This window comes from Anaerococcus tetradius (assembly GCF_947087635.1).
Lineage (GTDB): Bacteria > Bacillota > Clostridia > Tissierellales > Peptoniphilaceae > Anaerococcus > Anaerococcus tetradius.
In genome coordinates this window covers 1-25,855 of the sequence record NZ_CAMUDP010000012.1, presented here as the reverse complement: position 1 = coordinate 25,855, position 25,855 = coordinate 1, and the positions used below count along the sequence as shown (strand labels likewise).

The following is a 25,855-nucleotide window of genomic DNA, read 5'->3' as shown; positions in this document are numbered from 1 at the left end:
AACTTTCTTTATTTCAATTAATTTATTACAAATTTTTCTTTATTAATTCCTAGCTTATCTATATCCTATCATGATCAAAAAATAATTTATCTATTTTATCATTGAATAAATTAGCAAAATGCCAGGGACATATATTTTTGATATATATCATGGCTAATTTATTATGGACAATACAATCACTATCTTAGTTTTCAAGATTTTCCCTTAATTATTACTTTATAGCACATAAGCCTCATCAAAATATCAAGCTTGGTCTATTATTAGTTTTATTACCTTAACCAAATAAAATTCTTACGATTTCTCGTTAAGCTTTAATTTTATAATATTATCTTCACATTTATTTTCTATTTTCAAATATCCCTCTGGTAAGTTTAATAACCCTTCAATTTCGTCACTAAACAAATTCACCGAAGATTCATTAAATAAGTTAATAATATCTTCTTTCGAATAATCATTATCTAAAAGTAATTTTATAGCCATTTTAAATATATTTTCATTTAGAGTGTATGGATAATCGCCTGGTTCTTTTTTTCTCCACCCTCTAGAACTTACTTGTCTCATTAAATATTGAAACTGATTATTGGTTATAACATCTAATTCGTTGGCTCTAAATAACATAGCTTGAATAGAAGTTTCCCATTTATTTTTTAACATTCTATAATATTCTAATTCTGTTGGATATTTCCTGCAATCTGCTAAGAATGTATCTCTTGGTAAAAGAAATGAACTGGCAAACTTATTTGCCTGTCTCTCTCTTTCTTTAAACTCCTCATTTGACAACGTCTCAATGTCTTCTGTCCAAGGGTGCAAAAGAATATGTCCTAATTCATGAGCCATGTCAAAATTAATTCTCGCTTTGCCTTTTTTTCCAGTAGCTAGAACAATTATGTAAGTTTCATAATCATCTATATTAATAATTTGACTGTATGCATCAATCTTTCTATCAGGAACATTGACACCTACAACAATTAGACCATTTGATTCTAGAACGTGTTGTAGGTTTTTAATAGGCTCTAATCCTAGATTCCAACAATTTCTTAATTCCAATGCTATTTTTTCAATATAATCATCAGTTAAATCCTCATTATCATGATAAATAGTAGGTAAATTCAACTCAGGAAAATCAATATAATTATATAACGCCTCATATAATGAACCAATAAATTCAACTCTTGTAATTTCTGAAGCTCTACTTTTCTTAGTAGTTGTACTTAAAGCTCTAAAATAAGTTGATCCTGATTTTATATTATTATTAGATTCTTGAGTAAAATAATTTGTAGGAAATTTTAATACCTTAGATAATTTTATAATAGTTTCAAAATCAGGATTTCCTTTATTGTTCTCATATAACGAAAGAGTTTGCTTACTTAAATCAATTAATTTACCTAATTCAGCTAATGTCATACTCCTATATGTTCTTGCTGTTTTAAGTTTCTCTCCATTAAATTTAAAACCCATATCATATACACCTCTTAACTATGTTTTTTCGATTTTTTCTTTTTTAACCCAAGTTTAATTCCTTCATTAGGTTCATGACCTTCCGAATTTGTATTAGCATCATCTGTTTCATTTTCTAAACTTGTTAATTCAAGAACATCTGGTTTAATATATTTCATCAATGATTCTTCATCTTCTATGTAGAAATCTCTACCAAATAAGTACCAGTTAATGTCGGGCACTTTATTAGATTTATAGTCATAGGCAACTATATAATAAGTAAATCTCTTTAAACTAATACCTATATCAGAAAAAATATCATTAAATTCTTTATTATATATCTCATCACCATCAGTATTTGAAGAATCAAATGACAATTGCTTGTGAGGTTTAAATTCACTATTTAAAGAGTTAATAATTGTTTTCATATAGTGGGGAACTTTACGAGACTTATCTTTTGACAATCTTTTTAAATTCTTTGTGCTAGTAATACTTACTAAAGCTTTAGAATTTAAATCTACTAAAATCTGCCCTTTCCAATAGCTTCTCCTAAAGTTGTGTATAAAGTAATCATCAGAAGTAAACATTTCTTCTAATATTGAATATATTGTATCTAATTTTAAGTCCCTATAGCAGTTTGCGGTTTTTAAACCAAGGTTTTGTTTTTTATAGACAAATTCTTGCTCTAACGCTCTAACTATTCCAGTTGCAATTAACTCTTTTAAAGATTCCAAATTTACCTCCATATTTTATTAATTTTAGTATTTACTTAAATTTTATTCCGAACTCAGTTTTTGTCAATATATTTTCATTTTTTTAAAATTTTGTCCAACGCTTATTTCTTCTTTAATCGTAGGACAAAATTCAATTTATGTAATTATTTTTAAAATTTAACCAAAAACTGATATAATAATAGTAACAATTTAATTCTTTACTTTATAAGATTTGAGGTTATTATGGAACAACCGTTGATTGATTTTAACTCTTATCCTTTAAAAATTGCACTAAAGCGTTTGCTTAAGGATAAGGCTACTAAAAAGAATATTATATGGGCGACTAATACCTATGAGGATTTTGGGGATAGTTTTGATGATAGGGCTCAGATTTCTGAGGCTGTTTTTGCTCATGGTTTTGCCCTTGAGCCTAGGACTAGCAAGTCGGCTGAGACCCAGCTTGAACGTACTAGGAAGAAGGCTGAGGTCTACACTCCTAGCTGGGTTGTCAATTTTATGAATAATTATTGTGACGAAGTTTGGTTTGGGAGAAAGGATGTCTTCAATGTCCAAAATGGAGAGAGTTGGGAGCCTGTTAGGGAAAAGATTTCCTTTCCTGAAGGCAAAACCTGGCAGGCCTATGTTGATTCTCCAAGACTTGAGATAACATGCGGAGAGGGTCCTTATCTAGTTTCTAGGTATGATGTAGCGACTAGTGAGCTTATCAGACACACTATTAATAGGATAGGGATCCTCGATAGGAAGCTTAGGATAGTTAATGAAAACACGACAAGCAAGGAAGATTGGATAAAATGGGCCATTCGTGCCGTCCAAGCCTCTTATGGTTATGAATACCAGGGCGATAGCCTTTTGATAGCTAGGATAAATGTTCTATTGACTTTTGTAGATTATTACGAGAGAAGGTGGGATGAGGATGTGGATAAGAAAATCCTTGAAAAGCTCGCCAATATCATTTCTTGGAATCTCTGGCAAATGGATGGGCTAACAGATACTGTGCCCTTTGGCGCACCAGCAGGCGAGCCTGATCAGATGAGTTTTTTGGAAGTAAGAGAAGAAGAGGAAAGCGAACCTGTGGCCTGTAGGATTTTTGACTGGAAGGCCAACAAGTCTCAGACCTTTGTATCAATGAAGGAGAATATATGAAAAAATTTGATTTTGTAGTGGGTAATCCACCTTATAATGAAACCGTAGAAGGTCGAAGCGAAGATCCACCTATTTATCATTTCTTTTATGATGCATCAATAAATGTTGGAAAATTTGTATCTTTTATTACACCATCTAGATTTCTATTTGACACTGGAAAAACTCCATCTAAATGGAATAAAAAAATGTTAAATAGTCCTCATTTTAAAATTTTAGAATATGAACCGGTTGGTTCCAAAGTTTTTCCTACTACTGATATTAAGGGTGGGGTTGCCATTACTTCTTGGGATAATACTAAAGTTCATGAACCAATTAAGATTTTTTACCCTCACTCTGAGATTGAAGATATAGTTAAAAAGGTAAGAAGTATTGAAAAAGTTTTCTTCGATAAAATTATATTTTCTAATACTAGTTATAAATACGATAAATTATTCTATGAGGAAAATCCTGACTTTAAAAATAGAGTATCTGGAGGTTCGAAAAGATATTTATCATCAACTTGTTTTAAAAAATTTCCTGAAGTCTTTACAGATGAAAAACTAGATGAGGATAATGTGAAGATAGTTGGTAGGGAGAATTATAAAAGAGCAACCAAATTTTTTAACAAAGATTATTTGAATCCACCTAGCAACTTCATGTTCTACAAATTAGTACTTCCTAGTTCAAATGGTAGTGGTGATTTTGGGGAAATATTAAGTGAGCCATTTGTCGGAAATCCTAAAGAAGGTTATACCGAAACTTTTGTAACTTTTGGTAATTTTGGTAGTTTTGACGAGGCAAATAATAGTTTGAAGTATATTAAAACCAAATTTGCTAGAGCTATGTTAAATTCTAAAAAAGTTACTCAGGGTAATAAAAATTCTAAAGTTTGGGAAAATGTACCTAACCAAGATTTCACAGAAAATTCCGACATTGACTGGTCTAAGTCTATTCTTGAAATTGACCAGCAATTATACAAGAAATATGGGTTGAGTCCTGAGGAGATTGACTTTATTGAAGAAAAAGTACAGGAGATGGAATAATGACTGAAGCAAAGATTGCTACTACCAAGGAAGTTATACCTGTCTGCTATGCCTACACTACCCCTGAACTTAGAAAGCATGACGGTTGGACCAAAATTGGTTTTACCGAAAGAGATGCTGATGTGAGGATTAGGGAACAGGTGTCTACTTCTGATGTTGATTATAAGTTAGAATGGGCAAATAATGCCGTGTATGAAGGTTCTAATGAAACTTTTGGTGATTCAGATTTTCATAAATATTTGATTAATCTAGGTTTTAAGCGAAAAGAAGGTAAGGAGTGGTTTGAGATTGAACCAGACCTTGCTGAGTTTAATTTTTTCAAATTTAGAAAAAACCGTGGTCTTATAGAAGCCGATGAAAAGCCAGCTTTTTATAAGCTAAGAAACGAACAGGAAAAAGCTATTGCTATGACCATGGATTATTTCAAGTCTCATGACAAGGGCGAATTTCTTTGGAATGCCAAGCCACGTTTTGGCAAGACCCTTGCTTGTTATGACCTTTGTATGAAGATGGGTTTTGAAAAAATCTTGATTGTTACAAATAGGCCTGCCATTGCTAATTCTTGGTATGATGATTTTGTTAAATTTATCGGGCCTGCTAGCGGTTATTTCTTTATTAGCCGTGTGGATGCCCTTAAGGACAAGAAGTTTGTCTTGACTAGAGAAGAGTATAAGGACAAGGTGGACCCTGATAAGACCAAAGGTTATATAGAATTTGTAAGTCTCCAAGACCTTAAAGGTTCAATTCACTTTGGTGGTGACATGCCAAAACTTGAGAAAGTCGCCAACACTAATTGGGATATACTAATAATTGACGAAGCCCACGAGGGTGTTGATACCTACAAGACCGACCAAGCCTTTAACCAAATAATTAGGGCTAATACCCTTCACCTTTCCGGAACACCTTTTAAGGCCCTTGCGAATTTCAAATTTGAAGACGATGCTATTTATAATTGGACCTATGCTGACGAACAAAGAGCGAAGAGAGATTTTGTGGGTGAAGATTTAGAAGAAAATCCTTACGCAAGCTTGCCTAAACTAAATCTTTTCACCTATCAAATCTCAGATATTATCAGAGATGAGCTTGATGACGGGATTGATCTTGACGGAGAAAATGTGGAATATGCCTTTGACCTTAATGAGTTTTTCTCAACAGATGAGAGGGGTGCCTTTGTCTATAATGATGATGTGGACAAGTTCCTAGATGCCTTGACTGATGAAAAGAGGACTAAGTTTCCTTTTTCTACACCAGAGCTTAGAGATGAGATAAAACACTCTTTTTGGATTCTAAATAGGGTTGATTCTGCCAAGGCTCTTAAGAGAAAGCTTGAGTTAAATCCAGTTTTTAAAGACTATAAGATTGTCCTTGCTGCAGGTGATGGCAAGATTGATGATGAGATAATTACAGAAGAGTCTTTGGACCGTGTAAGAGATGCTATAAAAAATTACGATAAGACCATTACCCTTTCTGTTGGACAGCTTACTACAGGTATAACTGTGCCTGAGTGGACAGCAGTCCTAATGCTTGCCAATATGAAATCACCTTCTCTTTATATGCAAGCGGCCTTTAGGGCACAAAATCCTTGCCTATTTTCTAATGGTGGTAAACATTTTAGGAAGAAAAACGCCTATGTTTTCGACTTTGATCCTGCAAGGACTCTTGATATTTTTGAGCAATTTGCAAACGACCTTTCTCCTACCACTAGTGGTGGTGGCGGAGATGATGAGACTAGGAAAAAGCATGTCAGAGAACTTCTTAACTTCTTCCCTGTTTATGGTGAGGACGAAAATGGGGTTATGATAGAGCTTGACGCCGAAAAAGTCCTTTCTATCCCAAGGAAGATTAAGGCTGTAGAAGTTGTTAACCGTGGCTTTATGTCAAACTTCCTATTTGCAAATATTTCCAATATTTTTAGGGCTCCACAAGCAATCAGAGACACCCTAAATAAGTTAAATTCATACAAGGAAGGCAAAAAAAGACCTATTGAAGTTGATGACGATACAGCTGACGAATTAGACCTCGATGAAAATGGCCAAGTAGATATTCCAGAAGAGAAAATCATAGGAAAAGCTCAGGAAGTCTTTGGAAAGAAAATCTATGAAGAAATTGAAGATAGTATAAGCCAGGCTGAGTCTGACTTAATTATCAAAAAAACTCCTCAAAAGACAGAGCTTGAAGATTTTATAGATACTTATAGTAAACCAATAAGTAGTATTATTGTTAATGCTACCAAGGAAGTTTACAAAGAAGACATGACTAGGTCTACAGAAAAGAAAATCCAAAAAAATATTGAAGATAAGGTTGATTCTATTGTAAGAAAAGAATACGAAGGATATGAAATTGAGAAAAACAAAATAGAGCATTATAAAAATGAAGAACTTGCCACTTCCAAATCATCAAAAGAATCAAGTGAGATAGAGAAAAAATACGATGATTTAAGTAGGGAAAAATACGACGAGTTTAGCAAAAAAGTCCAAGAATCGCTTGCTAATTATAATATAATTGAGGATTCTAAAAGTATTGCTATAGCAACCATAGAAACAGATAAGAGAGAAAAGGAAAAGAAGACCGAAGAAGATACAATGAGAGATAAGCTCAGGGGCTTTTCTAGGACTATTCCATCTTTCCTCATGGCCTATGGTGACGATGAGACTAGACTAGATAATTTTGATAAGATTATTCCTAATGATGTTTTCCTTGAGGTGACATCTATAAGTATAGATGAGTTTAAGATGCTAAGAGATGGCTATAATTATCTAGACGAAGAAACTGGTGAAATGAAGCACTATGAAGGTCATCTTTTCAATGAACGTGTCTTTGATGACTCTGTTAAGGAATTTTTGGATAAAAAAGTAAAACTTGCCAATTATTTCGACGAAGAAGTCAAAAGGGATATTTTTGATTATATTCCAGCCCAAAAAACCAACCAAATCTTTACGCCAAGGAAGGTTGTAAACCAAATGCTAGACCTCCTTGAAAAGGAAAATCCTGGTTGTTTTGATAACAAAGACTTTACCTTCATAGACCCATACATGAAATCAGGACTCTATGTGGCAGAAATCGTGAAAAGGTTATACAGAAGTGAAAAAATCAAAGAAGCCTTACCAGATAATAAGGAAAGGCTAAACCATATCTTTGGAAAGCAAGTCTATGGTCTTGCCCCAACAGAGATAATTTACAGGATTGCAAAAAACTTCATCCTAGGTTTTAGTGAAGAAATAGAAATTGAAAAACATAAGCTTAAACTTTTAGATTCTCTAGCAAGCATCCAAGAAGATAGGTTTGAGGAAGATTTGGTAAAATTATATCCAGAACTTAAGGATTGATTGATAAATACGGGTCTGTAAATGATTATTTCATTCACCGTCCTCTCACACCACTGTACGTACGGTTACGTATACGGCGGTTCTACAGTTTAATTTGAACTTTATTGTAATAGCTGACTAGGGATATATAGCCCCTCTCAGCTATTCTTTTGTTAGTTCATTTTTGGTATTTTCTTTTGAGTTAATCTTTTCATGACTGTGTCCAGCTAATTTATTTTCACTTTCCAAGTTTTCTTTGATTGGTCTGGTTAATTTTCTACAGTCTTTGTCATGATTAGTTTCTTTCATAAATTTATACCTCCTGTAGTTCGGCCCTTCCTAGTTTTAACTAGTACTATGACTTCTGCTGACTTCTAACTATTCGTTGTTACTATTGTTTCGCTAGTGAGACCTCATAGGGTTTGGGCATATTCTTTACTCTCATCTATCTGCCACATATACATTTACGTATTCCGTGTAGTTATTGGACTTTACTTTGTTTGGCAAGCTTATCCTACGTAACTGCCTTATGTGATTTCTGTTCGTCGGACCAAGAGTTTGCCTAGGGCTTCCTTCAGATTCCACCTCACGATGGACACCCTTGCCTTTGGCTATGTGTTTCCCACTACCGGGCACACTTAGGACTTACACCTGTTAGAATATGCTCATGCCGAGCGCACCGAAAAAAAGGAGCTATTGAAATTTTTTCATAGCTCCTTTTTTATCAATCCCCACGCTCTGATGCAATAGCAAGACTTACTACTTCACTTGCCTTTCTTTTTTTCAATTCCCTAATAATTTCTAGAACAGTATTAGCTGTCGTTATTAAATCATCTACAAGGAGGATTCTCGCTCCTTCAATATCTCTATCTAGACTAAAGGCTCCACTAAGATTATCTATTCTTTCTTCCTTAGTAAGGGTATGTTGGGCCCTAGTGTTCTTAATTTTCTTGAAATCATCAAGTTTTTCAATATTAAGCTCTCTACTTATATAATCGACAATAAGGCCTATATGGTCAAAACCTCTATGGTTTAATGTTTTTCTTGATGACGGAGAAGCTAAGATATAATCAAAATTTGTAAGAGATTTCTCCCTTATAAAATCAACAGCCATCCTAGCAAAAGTATCAGCAAGTGAGGTATTCCTATTAAATTTATATGAGCCTATCAATTTTTTCATAAAGTCATTGTAAAAATATATACTATAACAAGTATTGCCTGATACTTTAAACTCATTTGCCAAATAGTCTAATTTATCCATGCAAGACTGACACAAATTGTACTTTACTATCTCCTCTCTTTGGCAAGCATAGCATGTTCCCTTATCTAGAAATAATAAATCAATCATTAATTACCTTCCCCATTTCTCTTATCCAGTAAGAAAGATTAGTGAAACGCCTATTCGACCTATTATTATCAACCATTGTCTTTAATATATTCTTCTTACCCAAAAGTATAACAATTTTCCTTGCCCTAGTAACCCCTGTATAAAGTAGATTTCTTGTAAGAAGCATAGGGGCTACTTGCATCATAGGAATTATTAGGCAAGGAAACTCAGAGCCTTGAGATTTGTGAATAGTTATAGCATAAGAAAGATCTAAATCTTTTATGTCTTCCTTCTTGTAACGAATAAGTCTTCCATCATCAAACCTAACATCTAGGGACTCATCTATTGTGTCTATCTTTTCAACAAAGCCTATATCACCATTATAAACACCCTCATCGAAATCATCGCCATGATTTATAGCTTTTAGGTCATAATTATTTCTAACTTGCATGACCTTATCCTTTAGCTTAAAAAGCCTATTATTTACCTTCAAACTTTCATTTTCTTTATTGATTGCTTCTTGAATTTTCTCGTTAATATTAGCTACTCCCCAGTCAGTTTTCTTGGACGGTGAAAGAATTTGTATATCTTTAATAGGATCAAACTTGTAATATTCAGGTAGTCTAACTTTCAAAAGATTAATGAGGTTATCCATAAAATTCCTATTGTCTGCATCTATAAAGAAAAAATCCTTGTCTTTTTCATTTAGGATAGGGTATTTTCCATCATTTATCCTATGAGCATTTACAATAATATTCGACTTACCTGCTTGCCTAAAGATTTTTTTAAGTCTTACTGATTTAATATCTGTATCCAAGATATCCTTTAAGACATTGCCAGGACCAACAGAAGGCAACTGATCACTATCACCTACTAAAATTATGGCTGTTTTTTCGCCGACAGCAGCCAACAAATTTTTCATAAGATGAATATCTACCATACTCATCTCATCGACTATTAGATAATCTTTTTCGATTGGATTATCTTCGTTGTATTCGGCAACAATTTCATCAGGTCTTATTCCTATGAGCCTATGGATGGTATAGGCATCTTCTCCTGTCGATTCTTTTATCCTCTTTGCTGCCCTACCAGTAGGGGCTGCAAGGGCATAGGATAGTTTATTTTTAGATAAAATCTTACAAATGGCATTTATAATAGTTGTCTTTCCTGTACCTGGTCCTCCTGTTATTACAAGGGCCATTGACTCAAAAGCCATCTTTATAGCTTCCCTTTGCTCGTCAGAAAAAACAGATAAATCATAATCGAAGTCAATATCGAAGATATAATTTTCATCAATCTTACTGGCAAGGGCCATGGCTACTGATTTTTCAGCCTTTAAGAGACTGGCACTATAAATATAATTAACATCTTCTATGGCTACTAGGACCAATTTGCCAGCTATAACATCATCATTAATTACTTCTTTTATTTTTTCAACTTCTAATTTTAGTAAACTAGTGCTTTTATCTACTAGATAGTCGAGTTTTAGGCAAGTGTGGCCATTTAGGTCAGCTTCAGCATTTAATACATGATATAGACCTGCTGAAATTCTAAACTTAGATGACGAGTCCATTTGCATATTAAGGGCTATATTATCTGCCATAGCAAAGCCTATTCCCCTTATATCTTCAACCAACTTGTAGGGATTGTGTTTTACTAAATCAATTGTAGATTCTCCATATTTTTGGTAGATTTTCATGGCTAGACTGTATGAAATATTTAGACCCTGAAGATATTCTATACTCCTTCTTGAATCCCTTGTTTCTTCTACAGATAGTTTTATATCCTCTAGCTTCTTTTTTCCTATGCCTTCTACTTCTAGGAGCCTATCAGTATTTTGATAGACAAGATCTATACTATCTTTGCCAAAGGCTTCATAAATTGCATTAGCCGTTTTTTTGCCTATGCCTTTGAGATTGCCCGATGATAAAAATTTTATAATACTAGATCTGCTAGATGGTTTAAGCAAACTAATGGATGAAATATTAAATTGTTCACCATACTTATCATGATAAACTATTTCTCCTTCCATCTCTACATTATCACCCTGATTAAAAAAAGGCATAGTTCCAACACAAGTTATATCAGAATCAGAAGTGTCTACAGAAAGAATCGTGTATCCACTATCATCGTTTCTAAAAATAATGTTGGTAACTATGCCTTTAATCTTCATTTTATTTCCTATTAATCAACGGTAACTCTTTTAATATCAGCACCGAGTTTGCTGAATTTTTCTACTAGATTGCTATAACCCCTATCTATGTGATAGATTTCAGAAATTCTTGTTTCTCCTTCTGCAACAAGACCAGCCATTACTAGGGCCGCTCCTGCTCTTAAATCAGTTGCCTTAACACTTGCTCCATGGAGTTTTTCTACACCAGCAATGGTTGCCCTATTGCCTGATGTTGCTATAACAGCTCCCATCTTTGAAAGTTCATCAACATGCATAAACCTATTTTCAAAAACAGTCTCTTGAATCCTGCTTTCGCCATCACTTACAGTTAGTAAAGCCATGAATTGAGCCTGAACATCTGTGGGGAAACCTGGATAAGGAAGAGTTTGGATATTAGTTGACTTTAGTCTTTTTGGTGCCTTTATATAGATAATATCTTCTTCTTCAATTTCTTTAATTTCAGCTCCAATTTCAATCAACTTTGCTATAACTGGTCTAATATGTGAACCAATTACATTAGTTATTTTAACCTCGCCTCTAGTCATTGCAGCAGCTAGCATGTAGCTTGCAGCCTCTATCCTATCTGGGATTATGGTGTGCCTTGTACCAGTGAGTTTTTCTACCCCTCTAATGGTAATTGTAGAAGTACCAGCCCCCTTAATCTTTGCTCCCATTTTTGATAAGAATGAAGCTAGATCGACTATTTCTGGTTCTTTGGCTGCATTTTCTATTATAGTTTCACCCTCTGCTAGACAAGCTGCCATCATGATGTTTTGTGTAGCCCCAACAGATGGAAAGTCTAGGTAGATTTCACTGCCCTTTAATCCATTATTTGCTTCAATGGCTATCTCATCATCATTTATTCTATTTTCAGCTCCAAGGGCCTTAAAGCCCTTGAGGTGAAGATCTATTGGTCTTGAACCGATATTGCAACCACCAGGAGCTCTAGTATAAGCCTTGTTAAATCTTGAAAGAAGTGGCCCCATAACAACGAAAGAAGCACGCATCTTATCCATCAACTCGTAAGGAGTCTCGCAGGTATTAATTCCACTTGAATCAATTTTAAGGCTATTTTTGTCAAGGTACTCAACCTTAGATCCAAGATGCTTCAAAACCTCTACCATGATTTCAACATCTTTAAGTTCTGGAACACCATCGAGGATGATTTCTTCGGTTCCCAAAACACAAGCTGCGAGAATTGGCAGGGCAGAGTTTTTGGCGCCAGAAATCTCTACTTCTCCCTTCAAAGGTCCATTTGAATTTATAATTAATATCTCTTTGCTCATAGTAAGTCCTTATTTGGTACCGAACAATCTATCTCCAGCATCTCCTAGGCCTGGAACTATATAACCATTTTCGTTAAGATGTTCGTCCAATTGGGCAATATATATATCAACGTCATCGTGCTTTTCTTGAATAGCTTTGATTCCTTCTGGAGCAGCAATAATGCAAAGAAGTTTAATGGACTTACATCCTCTTTCCTTTAATCTTTCGATAGCATCATTAACAGATCCACCTGTTGCAACCATTGGGTCTACTACCAAGATGTTTCTGTTTCCAATATCCTTTGGAAGTTTGCAATAATATTCCACAGGCTTTAAGGTTTCTTCGTTCCTGTACATTCCTATATGGCCAATTTTGGCTGCTGGAAGAACTTCTAGTACCCCATCTACCATGCCAAGACCCGCTCTAAGTATTGGAACAATAGCTTGCTTCTTACCTGCTAGTCTGTAGCCTGTTGTCTTTGCAATAGGTGTTTCTACTTCATATTCTTCGAGGCTTAAATCTTTAGTAGCTTCATAAGCTAGAATCATAGCAATTTCTGTTACCAAGGATCTAAATTCATTTCCACCTGTTCTCTTGTCTCTTATAATACTAATTTTGTGTTTGATTACTGGATGATCTAGTACATTTACTTTTCCCATAACTTCTCCTATAAATATTCAATATTGCCAGCGGCAGACTTTTTCATTCTATTCATTATACTCTTACCTAGGTTATTATCCAAAACTCCTTCTGCAAGAATTAAATCAACTCCCATTTTATCCATTTTCCTAAGAGCTGTAAAAAGAACGTGACTCATTTGGCTTAAATCGTCCCTGTCACCAAAAGAAATCCTATCGAAATCCTTAAATCTTTCCATATCTTCTTCAAATACTAAGACTCCTACATGAAGACCCGAATTCGAATAAGCCCTAGCCTTTTTATAAATAAAATCGGCCGCTCCTTTACCAACATAGACTTGCATCCTTGCCTTTGGTGCATAATGCTTATACTTTTGACCTGGGGACTTTGGAATTTTGTTATCATCAACCAGAGCATCATCAAGTCTAACCTCAGGGATAATTTCCCTAATCATTTCTAAAGTATAATAACCTGGTCTAAGTATAGTAGGCGGATTTTCACTCATGTCAATTACAGTCGATTCTATACCAATATCACAAGAACCACCATCTATGATTAATGGAATTTTCCCATTCAAATCATAATAGCAATCATAAGCATTTGTTGGTGATGGACGTCCAGAGATATTGGCAGATGGGGCTGCAATCGGCACATTAGCCTTCTCTATTATAGCTCTTGCTATTTCATCAACTGGAAATCTTACAGCAACCGTATCCCCCTTTGCCGTTACTACATCAGGGATTAGGTCCGATTTCTTGAAAATCATAGTCAAGGGACCCGGCCATAATTTCATCAGCTTTTTAGCATCGTCATTCACATTCTCTACCAAATTATACAACATATCTATATTAGAAATATGTAAAATCAATGGATTATCTGCTGGTCTGTTTTTAGTTTTAAATATATTTACACAGGCCTTCTCATCTAATCCATTAGCCCCTAAGCCATAAACAGTTTCTGTTGGTATGGCAACGAGCTTGCCTTCTTTAAGATAATTTGCGGCCTTTATTATTTTTTCTTGATCGATATTTTTCCTATCAATCTTTAAAACTTCTGTTTGCATTTTTTCTTCTTTCAATTATCTTCAACTACACAGTAGGTCGGATCCATATGTAAGGTAATCTCAACCCCTGTCTTTTTAATTATTTCTTTTTCAACCTTATCTATCGCCTTATGAACTACTTCAACTGTAAGATTGGATGGGACTTCTACATGGACTGAGCCTGCCATTCTTCCCTTACCATACTCGTGAATTTGCATGTCATGATAGCCCTTAATTAAATCGCAAGACATAATTATTTCGTCAATCTCTTTTTCTATATCTATGTCAATTCTTTTTCCCAACAAGATAGCTATTGTATCCTTAAACATCTCTAAACCTGGATGGAATACAAAAAACGAAATTACTATACCCATTAGGGCATCAACATTAAAGCTTAAGAAATTCTGTATGAAGTCACCTATTATTATTGCGCTTGTTGCTAATATATCATTTCTAGCGTCAAGCATGACTCCAAGATTGAGTTCACTTTCAAACTTCTTGTATAAGGACTTGTTTAATAAGTAAATGTAAACCTTGACGGCATTACTTACTAACAAGATTCCAAGAGATAGCATCGTTAGCCCTTCGAATCTCTCCTCACCAAAACTTTTTACTGAATTAATAAAAAGCATGAAGCCTACATACATTATTATTATGGAAACTAGTAGGCTTATAACATATTCTCCCCTACCATGGCCAAAGGGATGTTCTTTATCAGCTGGTTTCTTGCTGATATTAGATCCCAAAAGTGCCATAAGTGATACAACAGAATCAGATAAGTTGTTGAAAGCATCATTTACAATGGCTTGAGAATGTATTACAAAACCAATACCCGCCTTCATTGCAAAGAGCAAGATGTTTATAGCTATACCTATTGATGATGATAGGGAGATTATAGAAAGCCTATAGGTGAATTCATCTTTTTTTGCGGAAGCCTTTATAAACTTCTTTGATAAGAATTCAAACAACTACTCATCCTCGCCTATTTTTTCTAATTTTCTAGTTTGATCTTCTGCTATAAGAGAATCAATCATCTCACCGATGCCACCATTAAGGAAGTCATCTAATTGATAAATAGTCTTATTTATTCTATGATCTGTAATCCTACCTTGTGGGAAATTGTAGGTTCTAATCCTCTCAGACCTATCACCTGTTCCTACTTGGCTTTTTCTATTATCAGCTATTTCTTTATTTCTTTTTTCTTCTTCCAATTCATATATACGGGCAAGAAGGATTTTCATAGCTTTTTCTTTGTTCTTGATTTGGCTCTTTTCATCTTGCATACTTACGACTATGCCTGTAGGTATGTGGGTAAGCCTTACAGCTGAGTCTGTTGTATTTACTGATTGGCCTCCATTACCTGATGACCTAAAAACATCTGTTCTAATATCATTAGGGTCTACATGAACATCTAACTCGTCTACTTCTGGAAGTACAGCAACGGTTGCAGTTGATGTGTGGATTCTGCCACCAGATTCAGTCTCTGGGACTCTTTGTACCCTATGAACTCCAGATTCATACTTAAATCTAGAATAGGCTCCCTCACCCCTAACCATAAAGGTAGCATCTTTAATTCCACCGACTCCTTGAGGAGTAACTTCTACATCTTCTGTCTTGTAGCCTTCCTTATCGGCATACATATGATACATCCTATAAAGATCTCCAGCAAATAGCCCTGCCTCATCTCCACCAGCACCAGGCCTGATTTCAACTATTACATCCCTAGAGTCATTAGGGTCCTTTGGTATTAGGAGAATCTTCATCTCTTCATTGTATTGATCAAGAAGTTTTTCATTTTCTTTGATTTCTTCTTTTAGCATATCAATCATATCTTGATCATCAGCTTCATTTATAAGTTCTTTGTTCTCTTCGATTGTAGATTCAGCATCTTTTATTTGATCGTACTTTTCTACGATTGGTTTAAGAGAATTGTATTCCCTAGTTATTTTAGTCAGTCTGCTAATGTCCGCTAAAACTTCAGGATCAATCATCTTTTTCTCTAAATCCTTGTAGTTTTCCTTAATATGTTCAATATTTTCAAACATCTTTTATCCTTTCTCAGCGATTATAAATCTATCAAAATCATTATAATCCTTAATACATATTATATTTTTAAAATCAGATTCGTTCAAAAGTGAGCTAATATCAGACTTTTGGTCATATCCAATTTCAAAAACGAGCCTTGCTCCTTCATTCAAATATGAGCTTGCATCTTTTATTATCCTCTTATAAAAATAAAGACCATTTTCTTCAGCTAAGAGGGCTGATTTTGGCTCATAGTACAAAGTCTTATCAAGCTTTTTAAAATCCTTACTATTTATGTAAGGAGGGTTTGATATTATTATATCGAATTTTCCTGAAATTTCTTCAAATAAATCAGATTTTATAAAAGAAACATTGGAAATTTTTAATCTTTTTTTATTTTCCTCTGCCAAGGACAAGGCCCTATCCTCAATATCACTAGCAAGAATATCGCTAGCTTTTAAATTCTTAGCCAAGCTCAATGCTATAGCCCCACTACCTGTGCCTATATCAAGTATTTTATCTTTCTTAAAGGGAGCTTTAATTAGATAATCAACGATTATTTCGGTTTCAAATCTTGGTATCAACGCCCTCTCGTCAACTTTAAAATTTAGACCGAAGAATTCCCATTCGCCAATTGCGTATTGAAGAGGATAGCCTTTTTCGCATTTATCTATTATCTCTTCTAGCTTGACTCTTATCTCGTTATTAAGTTCTTCCCCACTTCTTAGGATAATTGAACTTTTGTTAGTATTTAATAGGTAAGTGAGGGCTATTAAGCTTATTTCATAATTTTTATCTAAGTAATCTTTTATGGTCATTTTTGTATTTCTTATTTTTAACACAAAAATAAGGTAAGTCGCCTTACCTTATAATTTCTACTATTTTCTACCGTATTTCTTGTTAAATTTATCAACATTTCCACCACGTTCAGCATTTCTTTGTTTTCCTGAGTAGAATGGATGACAATTGCTGCAAACTTCTACTTTGATTTCTTCTTCAGTAGAACCTACAGTAAATTCATTTCCACATGAAATACAAGTTACTTTAGCTTCGTGATATTCTGGATGTAATTCTTTTTTCATATGAACACCTCATGTTTCTTCTTTCAATAAGCAATTAGTATTGTACCATCTATCCATTAATTTTTCAAGACCTAATAAGAATTATTAATCAAGTCAATAAATTGACTGTTATTTTCCGTCCTTTTCATCCAATCAATTAGCTCTACGATTGATTCAGCATTGGACATATTAGATTTTCTCAATTTGAACACAGCCTCAAGTTCCTTATCAGTTAATAGTAAGTCTTCTCTTCTTGTAGAAGATTTTTCGATATTGATTGCTGGGAAAATCCTCCTATCTGCAAGCCTTCTATCAAGATGAATTTCCATATTACCAGTTCCTTTGAACTCTTCAAAAATCATATCATCCATTCTAGAACCCGTATCAACTAGGGCGGTAGCAAGGATGGTCAAAGACCCTCCTCCTTCAATATTTCTTGCAGCTCCAAAAAATTGCTTTGGGCCGACTAGGGCAAGGGGATCAAGTCCTCCTGATAGGGTTCTACCTGATTGGGGGGTCATAATATTATAGGCCCTTGCAAGTCTTGTTATGGAGTCGAGTAGTATTACCACATCCTTTTTTTCTTCTACAAATCTCTTAGCTCTCTCTAGGACCATCTCAGCCATATCAATATGATTTTGAGGTGGCTTATCAAAGGTAGAGGCTGCTACTTCTGTTCTCATCAATTCATTTGATGGATCCCTATATTCATTGACATATCTAATAAAATCAGTAACTTCTTCTGGTCTTTCGTCTATAAGAAGGACAATTATTTTGATATCATCATAATTTTTTTCTATTGATCTTTCTATATCTTTGATGAGGGTGGTCTTACCTGCCTTGGGTTGGGAGACAATCAACCCTCTTTGGCCACGACCGATTGGACTAATAAAATCTATGATTCTTTCTGAAAAATGTTCTCTGCTTGTTTCTAAAGAAATTTTCTCGTTTGGATAAATTGGAGTTAAATCTTCAAAATAAGGCCTATTGTAGGCCACTCCAGGATTGATGCCATTGACATCTGATACAAATATTAGTGGGGCAAACTTGTCTTTTGCGTGTTTTTCTCTGGCAATTCCTCTTATGTAATCCCCAGTTTTTAGTCGAAACATCTTTATTTGCTTAGGTGGGACGTAGATGTCGTCATCTCCACTTTCATAAAGCTGGGTTCTAAGGAATCCATAACCATCAGGTAGGATTTCTAATATTCCGTCACAGTCAAATTTGTTGCCTAAATCATTTTCTGCTTCTTCTTTGCTTTCTTCGCTTCTCTTATTTTCTTCTTCCTCTATTAGCTTGATTAGCTCATCTTTTCTGTATTTGCTTACAGATTCTATGCCCATTTCCTTGGCTAATTCTCTTAATTCTACTAGTTTTTTTTCTTTTAGTTTATCCATATTTTCCTTTTAAGAAAAAGAGGACCATAAGGCCCTCCCATTTTCTTTTTTTATTTTGCACTATTTGCAGAACCGAACATATCGATTTTTTCTTCTACTTTATCAATTACTGCTTGTGTTCCGTCTGCTAATAATTTTCTTGGGTCAAAGCCTTTACCTTGTTTATCTTTACCTGCTTCGATGTATTTTCTTGTAGCTTCTGCAAAAACAAGTTGACATTCTGTGTTTACATTAATCTTAGATACGCCTAGGCTAATAGCTTTTTTGATTTGATCGTCAGGGATACCTGTACCACCATGAAGAACTATTGGCATTTTTACTGCATCAGAGATTTCTCTTAATCTATCAAAGTTAAGTCCTTGCCAATCAGCTGGATAAACACCGTGAATATTTCCGATTCCTGCTGCTAAGAAGTCGATTCCTAATGAAGCAATTTTTTTACATTCTTCAACATCAGCAAGTTCTCCTGCTGATCTTACTCCGTCTTCTTCTCCGCCGATTCCGCCAACTTCAGCTTCAACAGACATTCCTTTAGAATGAGCTAATTCTGCGATTTCTTTTGTTTTTTCAAGATTTTCTTCTAATGGGAAGTGAGATCCATCGAACATTACTGAAGTAAAACCAGCTTCTATAGCTTTCTTAGCTCCTTCATATGAACCATGATCTAAGTGAATAGCAACTGGAACAGTAATTCCCATCTCATCGTGCATAACCTTAACTAGATCTGCGACAACTTTAAAGCCACCCATATATTTGATAGCTCCCTCAGAAGCAGCTACTATAACAGCTGTTTGTTTTTCTTCTGCTGCTTTTAGGATTGCCTTTGTCCATTCAAGGTTATTTGTATTAAAATGGCCAATTGCATATCCATTTTCATAAGCTTTATCTAACATTTCTTTTGCATTAACTAACATATTGTCTCCTTATAGTTCTTATTCAAATTATCTTACACTATAATAATACCCTAATTCTAATTAAAAGATAGGTCTTTTTTGACGGACTTAATGATTTTATCTATTGCTTCATCAGATGTGATTTTTTCATTTTCCATCAAGGCTCTTGTAGAATATTCAACAATATCGTCTGATGCATCCTTTCCAACGGTGATTCTATAAGGAATACCAATTAAATCTCTATCATTGAACTTAACTCCAGCTCTTTCTTTTCTATCATCTAGGAGGACATCTATTCTTTCTTCCTTGAGTCTCTTGTAAATTTTCTCTCCGAGTTCTTTTTGCTCTTCATTGTTTATATTTACAATAGTTACTATAGCTTCGAAAGGAGCAACAGATGTTGGCCAGATTATACCCTTATCATCATGGTATTGTTCAACTATGGCTGACACTGATCTTGTTATACCGATTCCATAAGATCCCATGATAAAGGCTTGTTGCTTGCCATTTTCGTCTAGGAAGTAGGCCCCTAGGCTGTCAGAATACTTTGTTCCTAACTGGAAGATATTTCCAACTTCTATACCACGAGCTTCTTTTAGGATGCCTGAGCTATCATAGGCCATATCTCCAGCCTTTGCAGTAAGCAAATCTTCGACAATTTCTCCATCAAAATCTCTGCCGAAGTTTGCGTTGATGTAGTGGTAGTCAGTTTTGTTAGCTCCAACAAGGAGGTTATTTATTTTAGTTAAAGACTCATCAATTAAAACTCTAACGTCATCTCCAAGACCTATTGGTCCAGTATAACCTGCCTTAGCCTTAGTGATTTTTTCAATTGTTTCATCATCAAGCATCTCAATTTCATGTTCTGGGACTTTTAGATAGGAAATAAGTTTAGCCATATTCAATTCCCTATTGCCTGGAACGAAGACGATGATAGGCTCACCCTTAACCAAAAGATCGACTGCCTTAGCTGTTTTTTTCTTGTCTATATCCAAGAACTCACAAACTTCTTCGATTGTTGTTTTTCCTTTGGTCTCGACTAGTTTAAGCTCTTTTTCTTCTTCTATAATAGGATTTACTTTAAATCTTGCTTTTTCGTCTGTAGCTGCATAGTCTGAATCATCAGTATAAAGAATTACTCCCTCACCTGTTTCAGATAGGGCGATAAACTCGTGGCTCTTTTTTCCACCCATGCTTCCAGAATCACCTTCAACGATTTTATAGTCAAGACCCATCCTGTCAAAGGCTTGCTCATAGGCATCCCACATTTTTTGGTAGGATACTTCAAGGCCTTCCATATCCTTATCAAAGGAGTAGGCATCCTTCATCAAAAAATCCCTTGATCTATTGATACCAAATCTTGGTCTTTTCTCATCTCTAAATTTATCTACTATTTGATAAATATTTAGTGGGAGTTGTTTGTAAGAATTAAGCTCGTCTTTGATTAGACTAGTAAAAGATTCCTCAGCTGTTGGCCCTAGGCAATATTCTCTATCATGTCTGTCTTTTATTTTGAACATTTCAGGACCAAAGGTCTCCCATCTTCCTGAGGCTTCCCATATTTCTCTAGTTTGAAGGATAGATGTAGAAACTTCTATAGAATCATAATCTTGCATAGCTTCTCTTACTATAGCTTCAATCTTGTTAACTACTTTCTTTCCAAGTGGTAGGAATGAATAAACACCACTTGCTTGTTTTCTAATAAAGCCCCCCCTAGTTAAAAACTTGTGGCTTTCAGTTTCTGCATCTACTGGATCTTGCCTTAATGTTGGCATATAATATTTTGATAATTTCATTTTTCACCTATATCTTTCATTGATAGACCTATTCTTTCCTTTTTTTTGTCTATCTCTACAACTTTAACATCAACAATTTGCGCATTCGTCAAAACTTCGCGTGGATTTTTGATAAATTTATCGGAGATCTTAGAAACATGGACAAGGCCATCGACACCTACACCTATATCGACAAAGGCTCCGAAGTCAGTTATATTTCTAACCTTTCCTTTAAGAATCATACCCTCTTTTAGGTCATCTATCCCCATTACTTCCTTGCGAGTTAAAACTTCAGGATTATCTTCTCTCGGATCCCTACCGGGCTTTTTAAGCTCGGCGATTATATCTTTAAGGGTCGGAAGCCCAACATCAAGCTTACTTGCCAAGCTTTCTAAATCCAAATCGTCAAGCGAGTGCTTATTTATTTCCTTGGCAATCTTGTAGGATTCGGGGTGGACTGCGGTATTATCCAAAATTTCCGGAGAATCAGGAAATCTCAAAAAGCCTGCACATAATTTGTAAGTCTTATCTCCTAAGCCCTTTACAGTCTTTAAATCTTTCCTATATACTAACTTACCTTCCTTAAAGTCTTCCTCGATTCTTTTTGCTAGGCTCGGGTTTAAACCTGAAACATAGCTAAGAAGTTTATAGGAAGCATTGTTTATGGTAACTCCTACCTCATTAACCGCATCTTCTACAACCTTGGAAAGTTCTTCATCAAGTTTTTTAGAATCAAGGTCATGTTGGTATTGACCAATACCTATGTGCTTAGGCTCAATTTTAACAAGTTCAGCCATAGGATCTTGGAGCCTTCTTGCCATTGATATAGCTCCTCTAATAGTAACATCGAGATTTGGAAATTCCTCTTCTCCAAGTTCAGAAGCAGAATATACAGAAGCACCTGCCTCATTTACTATGGCATAACTAAGATTATCCACTTCTTTGACTAACTTATTTACAACAAGTTCGGTTTCCCTAGAAGCTGTGGCATTACCCAGAGCAATGAGACTTACCCCGTATTTTTCAATGAGGGACTTTAAAGTTCCGATTGCCTCCTTTTCTTTATTGTGGGGCTCAACTGGATAGATGACAGCAGAATCTAAATACTTACCGAATTGATCTACAACAGCAACCTTACATCCTGTCCTAAAACCTGGGTCAAGACCAATAACCGCTTGTCCCTTGATAGGTCTTTGCAAAAGATAGGGCTTGAGGTTGTTGCCAAAAACTTCTATAGAATCATCCTCAGCCTTTTCTGTTATATAATTTCTCATCTCAGTTGTAATAGAAGGTAGCATAAGCCTCTTATATGCATCATCTACAGTTTTATCCAGAAGGAAATTTTGATAATCATTAAAATTCTTATCTTTTCTGTACAAGTCACCTATTAACTTTTTGTTATAATTATCTGTAAATTCAATCTTAACACTAAGGGCATTTTCCTTCTCAGCCCTATTAATAGCTAGGGTTTGGAAAGACTTCATTTCCCTAAGTTTTTTATTAAAATCATAATAATTCTCATAAAGACCACTTTCATCTTCCTTCAAAGTGGCTACAAGCTTTGCCCTAACGAAAGCATCCCTTCTAATGATATTTCTAGCCATTATATTGTTAGCAATATCTTCGGCAAGGATATCTAAGGACCTTTCAAGAGCATCCTCTTTTGTATCTAGTCCTTCAACAAGATATTTTTCTGCTTCATCTAGGCCTTCACTTTCGCTTTTAGCTTCATTCATTAGAAAATCCAAAAGCTTATCAAGACCAAATTCACGGGCGATATCAGCCCTTGTCTTTCTCTTTGACTTGAAAGGAGCGTAAATATCCTCAAGTATAGCTAGAGTATTTGTAGAAAGAATTTCCTCCCTCAACTGATCGGTAAGCTTGCCCTGACCATCTATAGCATTAATAATCTCTTCCTGTCTCTTCTCAATATTTCTATACTTCTTGAGATTTTTTTCTATATCCCTAATCTCAACATCGGACAAATTACCTGTAACTTCCTTCCTATACCTGGCTATAAAAGCAACAGTAGAGCCTTCATCCAAGAGATTTGTAACAGCATCTATGCTTTTTTCGCTAATCTCTAATTGTTTTGATAAAATTTCTGTAATATTCATAAAATACTTAACCTAATAACTCCTAAAAAGGGAAAAGATAGGCACAAAATCCTATCCTTATCCCCACTATTTAAAATTAATTTCCAGTAATAAAATTAATTTTGTACTTTGGAAAATTCATACTAATAATTTTACCACCAATATTTTGATAATTCTCTTCACTAAAATCAAAAATATTCGATGGATCATAAAGAACAATCTTAGACTCTTTTATATCAGAAGGAGCGACAATAAGCTCAAACTTGTAGGCTTGTCTATCCTTAGAATACTTTATCAAAATATCAATAAATCTCCCATAATCGTACTCATTAGTATGCCTAAACTCTAAATCAACCTTATATTCCTTCTCTTCAACGATATTGAACTTAGCATTCCTACTAGTATATGAGGTAACTTCACCCGTTTCTATATTAGTAATCCTAATAGTAGTTTCATTAAGAAAAGACTTATCCTCCCTGCTAACCATATGGATAATATCGGTATTAGAAAGTTCTTTTTCTATCTTTTCAATCTCTCTTTCCTTATCTTGAAGCCTAAAAAGATCATCTCTCAAATCCTCAACCTTATCAGGCTTTTTACTAGCAACTAGCTTAGGCTTTAGACCAGAAAAAATCTTAACATCATCATCAAGACTTTTTCTTACCTTCCTATCAGCATTAATGCCCTTAGCCTTAGAATCCTTGGTCTTCTCATTAAGAAATTGGTCAATATCATCAAACTTCATCTTATCATTCACAAGCCTTATATCCTTTTCATTAAGATGCTTGTAGGTAGAAAATAAAGTCCTAAAAATCATATACAAAAAAGACAAAGAAGTAAAAAGACTCTTTAAAGCCTTTGGCAACAAATTATTACTATCGACAATACTAACTATAATCATAATTAAAAAAGGCAAAGCTCCAGTATAGCTGAAAAATCCATTCTTCCTAGCTTTATACTCACTAGCCTTAACCAAATTAGTAGACGACTTAACAAGAATTTTAATAATCCTAATAACAAAAATAATACCGCCAAGTAAATAAAAACCAGCAATAACATTATTTAAAATAGGAAACATACCATACAAGTCGATTGGCAAAGACCTAATCCCATAATCCACTGCAAAAGTTAGTCCAAGCAAAAATAAACCACTCTTCCTAAAAGCCTTTGAAATAGCAAACAAAAGCAACAAAATCACCGCAAAAAATATTGGAATTAGCGTTATTTGATTGTAGGTTAATACATTTCCTATATCATTAAAAACATTTGTAAAATCCATAATAACTCCATACTAATAATTATATCAAATATCCTTAAAGATACAATAAAAAATTAAAAGTGCTTACAATAATCAAAAAATATGATATCATATATATATGCTAGAATAGCTCAAGTGGTAGAGCACCGGTATCGTAAACCGTAGGTTGCAGGTTCAAGTCCTGTTTCTAGCTCCATTTTTAATTCTGAAATAAAACAATGAAACTACTTCTTAATGTGATTCTTGTATCTTAATATTACCTTAAAAAAATAAAATGTATCAACCTTTACCCTTTTATATGTACCTCTTTACTGGACAAACCAGTAAGGAGGGTACATATCATTTTATAAGGATATAGGCTGATACACAAAAATTTTACAGATATCTTTTAAATTTTACACAATATTATGGACTTGACTATTTGATTAGTTATAAAATCAATGATTTATTAAATCAATACTTTTTTTCAAAAATACTTTCAAACACCTCTCCTTTATCTATTAGTCTATTATTTCTTGCTTTTTTTGTTCATTAAGTTTTTTCTTCAATTGTCTGTTTTGATTTTGCAATTGCTTAATGCTTTCTTCTTTCTTTTCGATTTGCTCTTCAATACTTAACTTCATTCTTTTACTTGTCATAATGTGTCCTTTCTTACAATAAAAAAACGACTAGATTTTTATTTCTAATCGTTTTTCACCTTAGTGTTTTAATACAATTTGTTTTGTTGCTTCTATTTTTTTATCTGCCCATATTACAACATCTTTTATGATAAGCTTCTTAACAACTTTTATGAATTTATCCATAAATATATAATCAATCTCATCATCTAGTGTCGGTAATACTATCTCCAATTTTTTCATCTTATTCCAAGTTCCCATATCACTATATGAGTATATTTTAGAGAGGTAACTCATTGATGAAACAAGGTATAAACCAACTTGTTCATTCTTTATTGAAACCCCACTAAGTGAAAATACATGATTGTGTGTTGCCATTTTATAGTCAAAATTTCTATAAAAGGCATTGCCCCAAAAGTCAACTGTAATTGTGTTCGATGGGAATATTTTTGCACATTTATCTGTTTTCCCCTTAATGCCGTTATTTTGTAGACCTGAATTAATAAAATATGTCCCTCTACCATTTATATCCGACTGTTGTAAATCAACATCGCCAGTTTCAGCACTAAATATATTTCCTAATCTAATCTTGTCTGTCTGTCTGTCTGTCTGTCTGTCTGTCTGTCTGTCTGTCTGTCTGTCTGT

22 protein-coding genes and 1 tRNA gene are annotated in these 25,855 nt (G+C 34.4%); 4 read left to right on the top strand and 19 right to left on the bottom strand.

Annotation, left to right across the window (positions count from 1 at the left end; all coding sequences use genetic code 11):
* Positions 1–291 precede the first annotated feature (291 nt).
* Both P6936_RS05130 and P6936_RS05125 read right to left on the bottom strand, forming a co-directional pair.
* Complete coding sequence (locus P6936_RS05130) at positions 292–1,458, bottom strand: helix-turn-helix domain-containing protein (RefSeq protein WP_004836208.1); 1,167 nt, start codon at positions 1,456–1,458, stop codon at positions 292–294.
* A gap of 14 nt (positions 1,459–1,472) precedes the next feature.
* Positions 1,473–2,171: a DUF5986 family protein gene (locus P6936_RS05125; RefSeq protein ID WP_276881024.1), complete on the bottom strand. Its 699-nt coding sequence runs from the start codon at positions 2,169–2,171 to the stop codon at positions 1,473–1,475.
* A gap of 222 nt (positions 2,172–2,393) precedes the next feature.
* On the opposite strand from P6936_RS05125, the gene P6936_RS05120 reads away from it, so the two are divergent.
* Genes P6936_RS05120 through P6936_RS05110 form a run of 3 tightly spaced genes read left to right on the top strand, consistent with a single transcriptional unit; the run spans position 2,394 to position 7,662 of the window.
* Positions 2,394–3,314, top strand: coding sequence for a restriction endonuclease subunit M (locus P6936_RS05120; protein WP_276881023.1), 921 nt, complete (start codon positions 2,394–2,396; stop codon positions 3,312–3,314).
* Positions 3,311–4,336, top strand: a complete 1,026-nt coding sequence (locus tag P6936_RS05115; RefSeq protein WP_276881022.1) for an Eco57I restriction-modification methylase domain-containing protein — start codon at positions 3,311–3,313, stop codon at positions 4,334–4,336. Before P6936_RS05120 ends, P6936_RS05115 begins: the two co-directional genes overlap by 4 nt.
* Positions 4,336–7,662, top strand: a complete 3,327-nt coding sequence (locus P6936_RS05110; protein ID WP_276881021.1) for a DEAD/DEAH box helicase — start codon at positions 4,336–4,338, stop codon at positions 7,660–7,662. The genes P6936_RS05115 and P6936_RS05110 overlap by 1 nt, the downstream gene beginning before the upstream one ends.
* Positions 7,663–7,803: 141 nt before the next feature.
* Here the strand turns inward: P6936_RS05110 and P6936_RS05105 are convergent, their stop codons facing one another.
* The 15 genes from P6936_RS05105 to P6936_RS05035 all read right to left on the bottom strand — a co-directional run bounded on the left by P6936_RS05105 (position 7,804) and on the right by P6936_RS05035 (position 24,614).
* Positions 7,804–7,950 (bottom strand): hypothetical protein, encoded by a 147-nt coding sequence (locus tag P6936_RS05105; RefSeq protein WP_276864687.1) that lies wholly within the window; start codon positions 7,948–7,950, stop codon positions 7,804–7,806.
* Positions 7,951–8,365: 415 nt separating this feature from the next.
* Positions 8,366–8,989 (bottom strand): ComF family protein, encoded by a 624-nt coding sequence (locus P6936_RS05100; protein WP_276881020.1) that lies wholly within the window; start codon positions 8,987–8,989, stop codon positions 8,366–8,368.
* Positions 8,982–11,141 (bottom strand): ATP-dependent RecD-like DNA helicase, encoded by a 2,160-nt coding sequence (locus P6936_RS05095; protein WP_276881019.1) that lies wholly within the window; start codon positions 11,139–11,141, stop codon positions 8,982–8,984. Before P6936_RS05095 ends, P6936_RS05100 begins: the two co-directional genes overlap by 8 nt.
* A gap of 11 nt (positions 11,142–11,152) precedes the next feature.
* Positions 11,153–12,427 carry a UDP-N-acetylglucosamine 1-carboxyvinyltransferase gene (gene murA / locus P6936_RS05090; protein WP_276864682.1) on the bottom strand — a complete coding sequence of 425 codons (1,275 nt, stop codon included), beginning with the start codon at positions 12,425–12,427 and terminating at the stop codon, positions 11,153–11,155.
* Positions 12,428–12,436: 9 nt separating this feature from the next.
* Complete coding sequence (upp, locus tag P6936_RS05085) at positions 12,437–13,066, bottom strand: uracil phosphoribosyltransferase (RefSeq protein ID WP_004836218.1); 630 nt, start codon at positions 13,064–13,066, stop codon at positions 12,437–12,439.
* Between the two features lie 8 nt (positions 13,067–13,074).
* The gene (locus tag P6936_RS05080; protein ID WP_040349322.1) at positions 13,075–14,109 is read right to left on the bottom strand and encodes an L-threonylcarbamoyladenylate synthase; all 1,035 of its coding nucleotides are present in this window, start codon (positions 14,107–14,109) and stop codon (positions 13,075–13,077) included.
* Between the two features lie 11 nt (positions 14,110–14,120).
* Positions 14,121–15,056: a cation diffusion facilitator family transporter gene (locus P6936_RS05075; RefSeq protein ID WP_276881018.1), complete on the bottom strand. Its 936-nt coding sequence runs from the start codon at positions 15,054–15,056 to the stop codon at positions 14,121–14,123.
* A complete protein-coding gene (prfA, locus tag P6936_RS05070) occupies positions 15,057–16,133 on the bottom strand; it encodes a peptide chain release factor 1 (protein ID WP_004836224.1) in 1,077 nt (358 codons plus the stop codon).
* A gap of 3 nt (positions 16,134–16,136) precedes the next feature.
* The gene (prmC, locus tag P6936_RS05065) at positions 16,137–16,931 is read right to left on the bottom strand and encodes a peptide chain release factor N(5)-glutamine methyltransferase (RefSeq protein WP_276881017.1); all 795 of its coding nucleotides are present in this window, start codon (positions 16,929–16,931) and stop codon (positions 16,137–16,139) included.
* 60 nt (positions 16,932–16,991) lie between these two features.
* Positions 16,992–17,195, bottom strand: a complete 204-nt coding sequence (rpmE, locus tag P6936_RS05060; protein ID WP_004836227.1) for a 50S ribosomal protein L31 — start codon at positions 17,193–17,195, stop codon at positions 16,992–16,994.
* A 71-nt stretch (positions 17,196–17,266) separates the two neighbouring features.
* On the bottom strand, positions 17,267–18,571 hold the full coding sequence (gene rho / locus P6936_RS05055; RefSeq protein ID WP_004836229.1) for a transcription termination factor Rho: 1,305 nt from the start codon (positions 18,569–18,571) through the stop codon (positions 17,267–17,269).
* A gap of 50 nt (positions 18,572–18,621) precedes the next feature.
* Entirely contained in the window at positions 18,622–19,485 is an 864-nt protein-coding gene (fba, locus tag P6936_RS05050; protein WP_004836230.1) for a class II fructose-1,6-bisphosphate aldolase, read from the bottom strand.
* Positions 19,486–19,541: 56 nt separating this feature from the next.
* Positions 19,542–21,260, bottom strand: coding sequence for a proline--tRNA ligase (locus P6936_RS05045; protein WP_276881016.1), 1,719 nt, complete (start codon positions 21,258–21,260; stop codon positions 19,542–19,544).
* A complete protein-coding gene (locus P6936_RS05040; protein WP_276881015.1) occupies positions 21,257–23,356 on the bottom strand; it encodes a Tex-like N-terminal domain-containing protein in 2,100 nt (699 codons plus the stop codon). The genes P6936_RS05045 and P6936_RS05040 overlap by 4 nt, the downstream gene beginning before the upstream one ends.
* A gap of 76 nt (positions 23,357–23,432) precedes the next feature.
* Positions 23,433–24,614, bottom strand: a complete 1,182-nt coding sequence (locus P6936_RS05035; protein ID WP_276881014.1) for a hypothetical protein — start codon at positions 24,612–24,614, stop codon at positions 23,433–23,435.
* Between the two features lie 99 nt (positions 24,615–24,713).
* On the opposite strand from P6936_RS05035, the gene P6936_RS05030 reads away from it, so the two are divergent.
* A tRNA-Thr gene (locus tag P6936_RS05030) sits at positions 24,714–24,789 on the top strand.
* 304 nt (positions 24,790–25,093) lie between these two features.
* Here the strand turns inward: P6936_RS05030 and P6936_RS05025 are convergent.
* The gene (locus tag P6936_RS05025; protein WP_276881013.1) at positions 25,094–25,231 is read right to left on the bottom strand and encodes a hypothetical protein; all 138 of its coding nucleotides are present in this window, start codon (positions 25,229–25,231) and stop codon (positions 25,094–25,096) included.
* A gap of 60 nt (positions 25,232–25,291) precedes the next feature.
* Positions 25,292–25,855 (bottom strand): restriction endonuclease subunit S (locus P6936_RS05020; protein WP_276881012.1); only part of this gene is annotated, 564 nt, incomplete at its 5' end.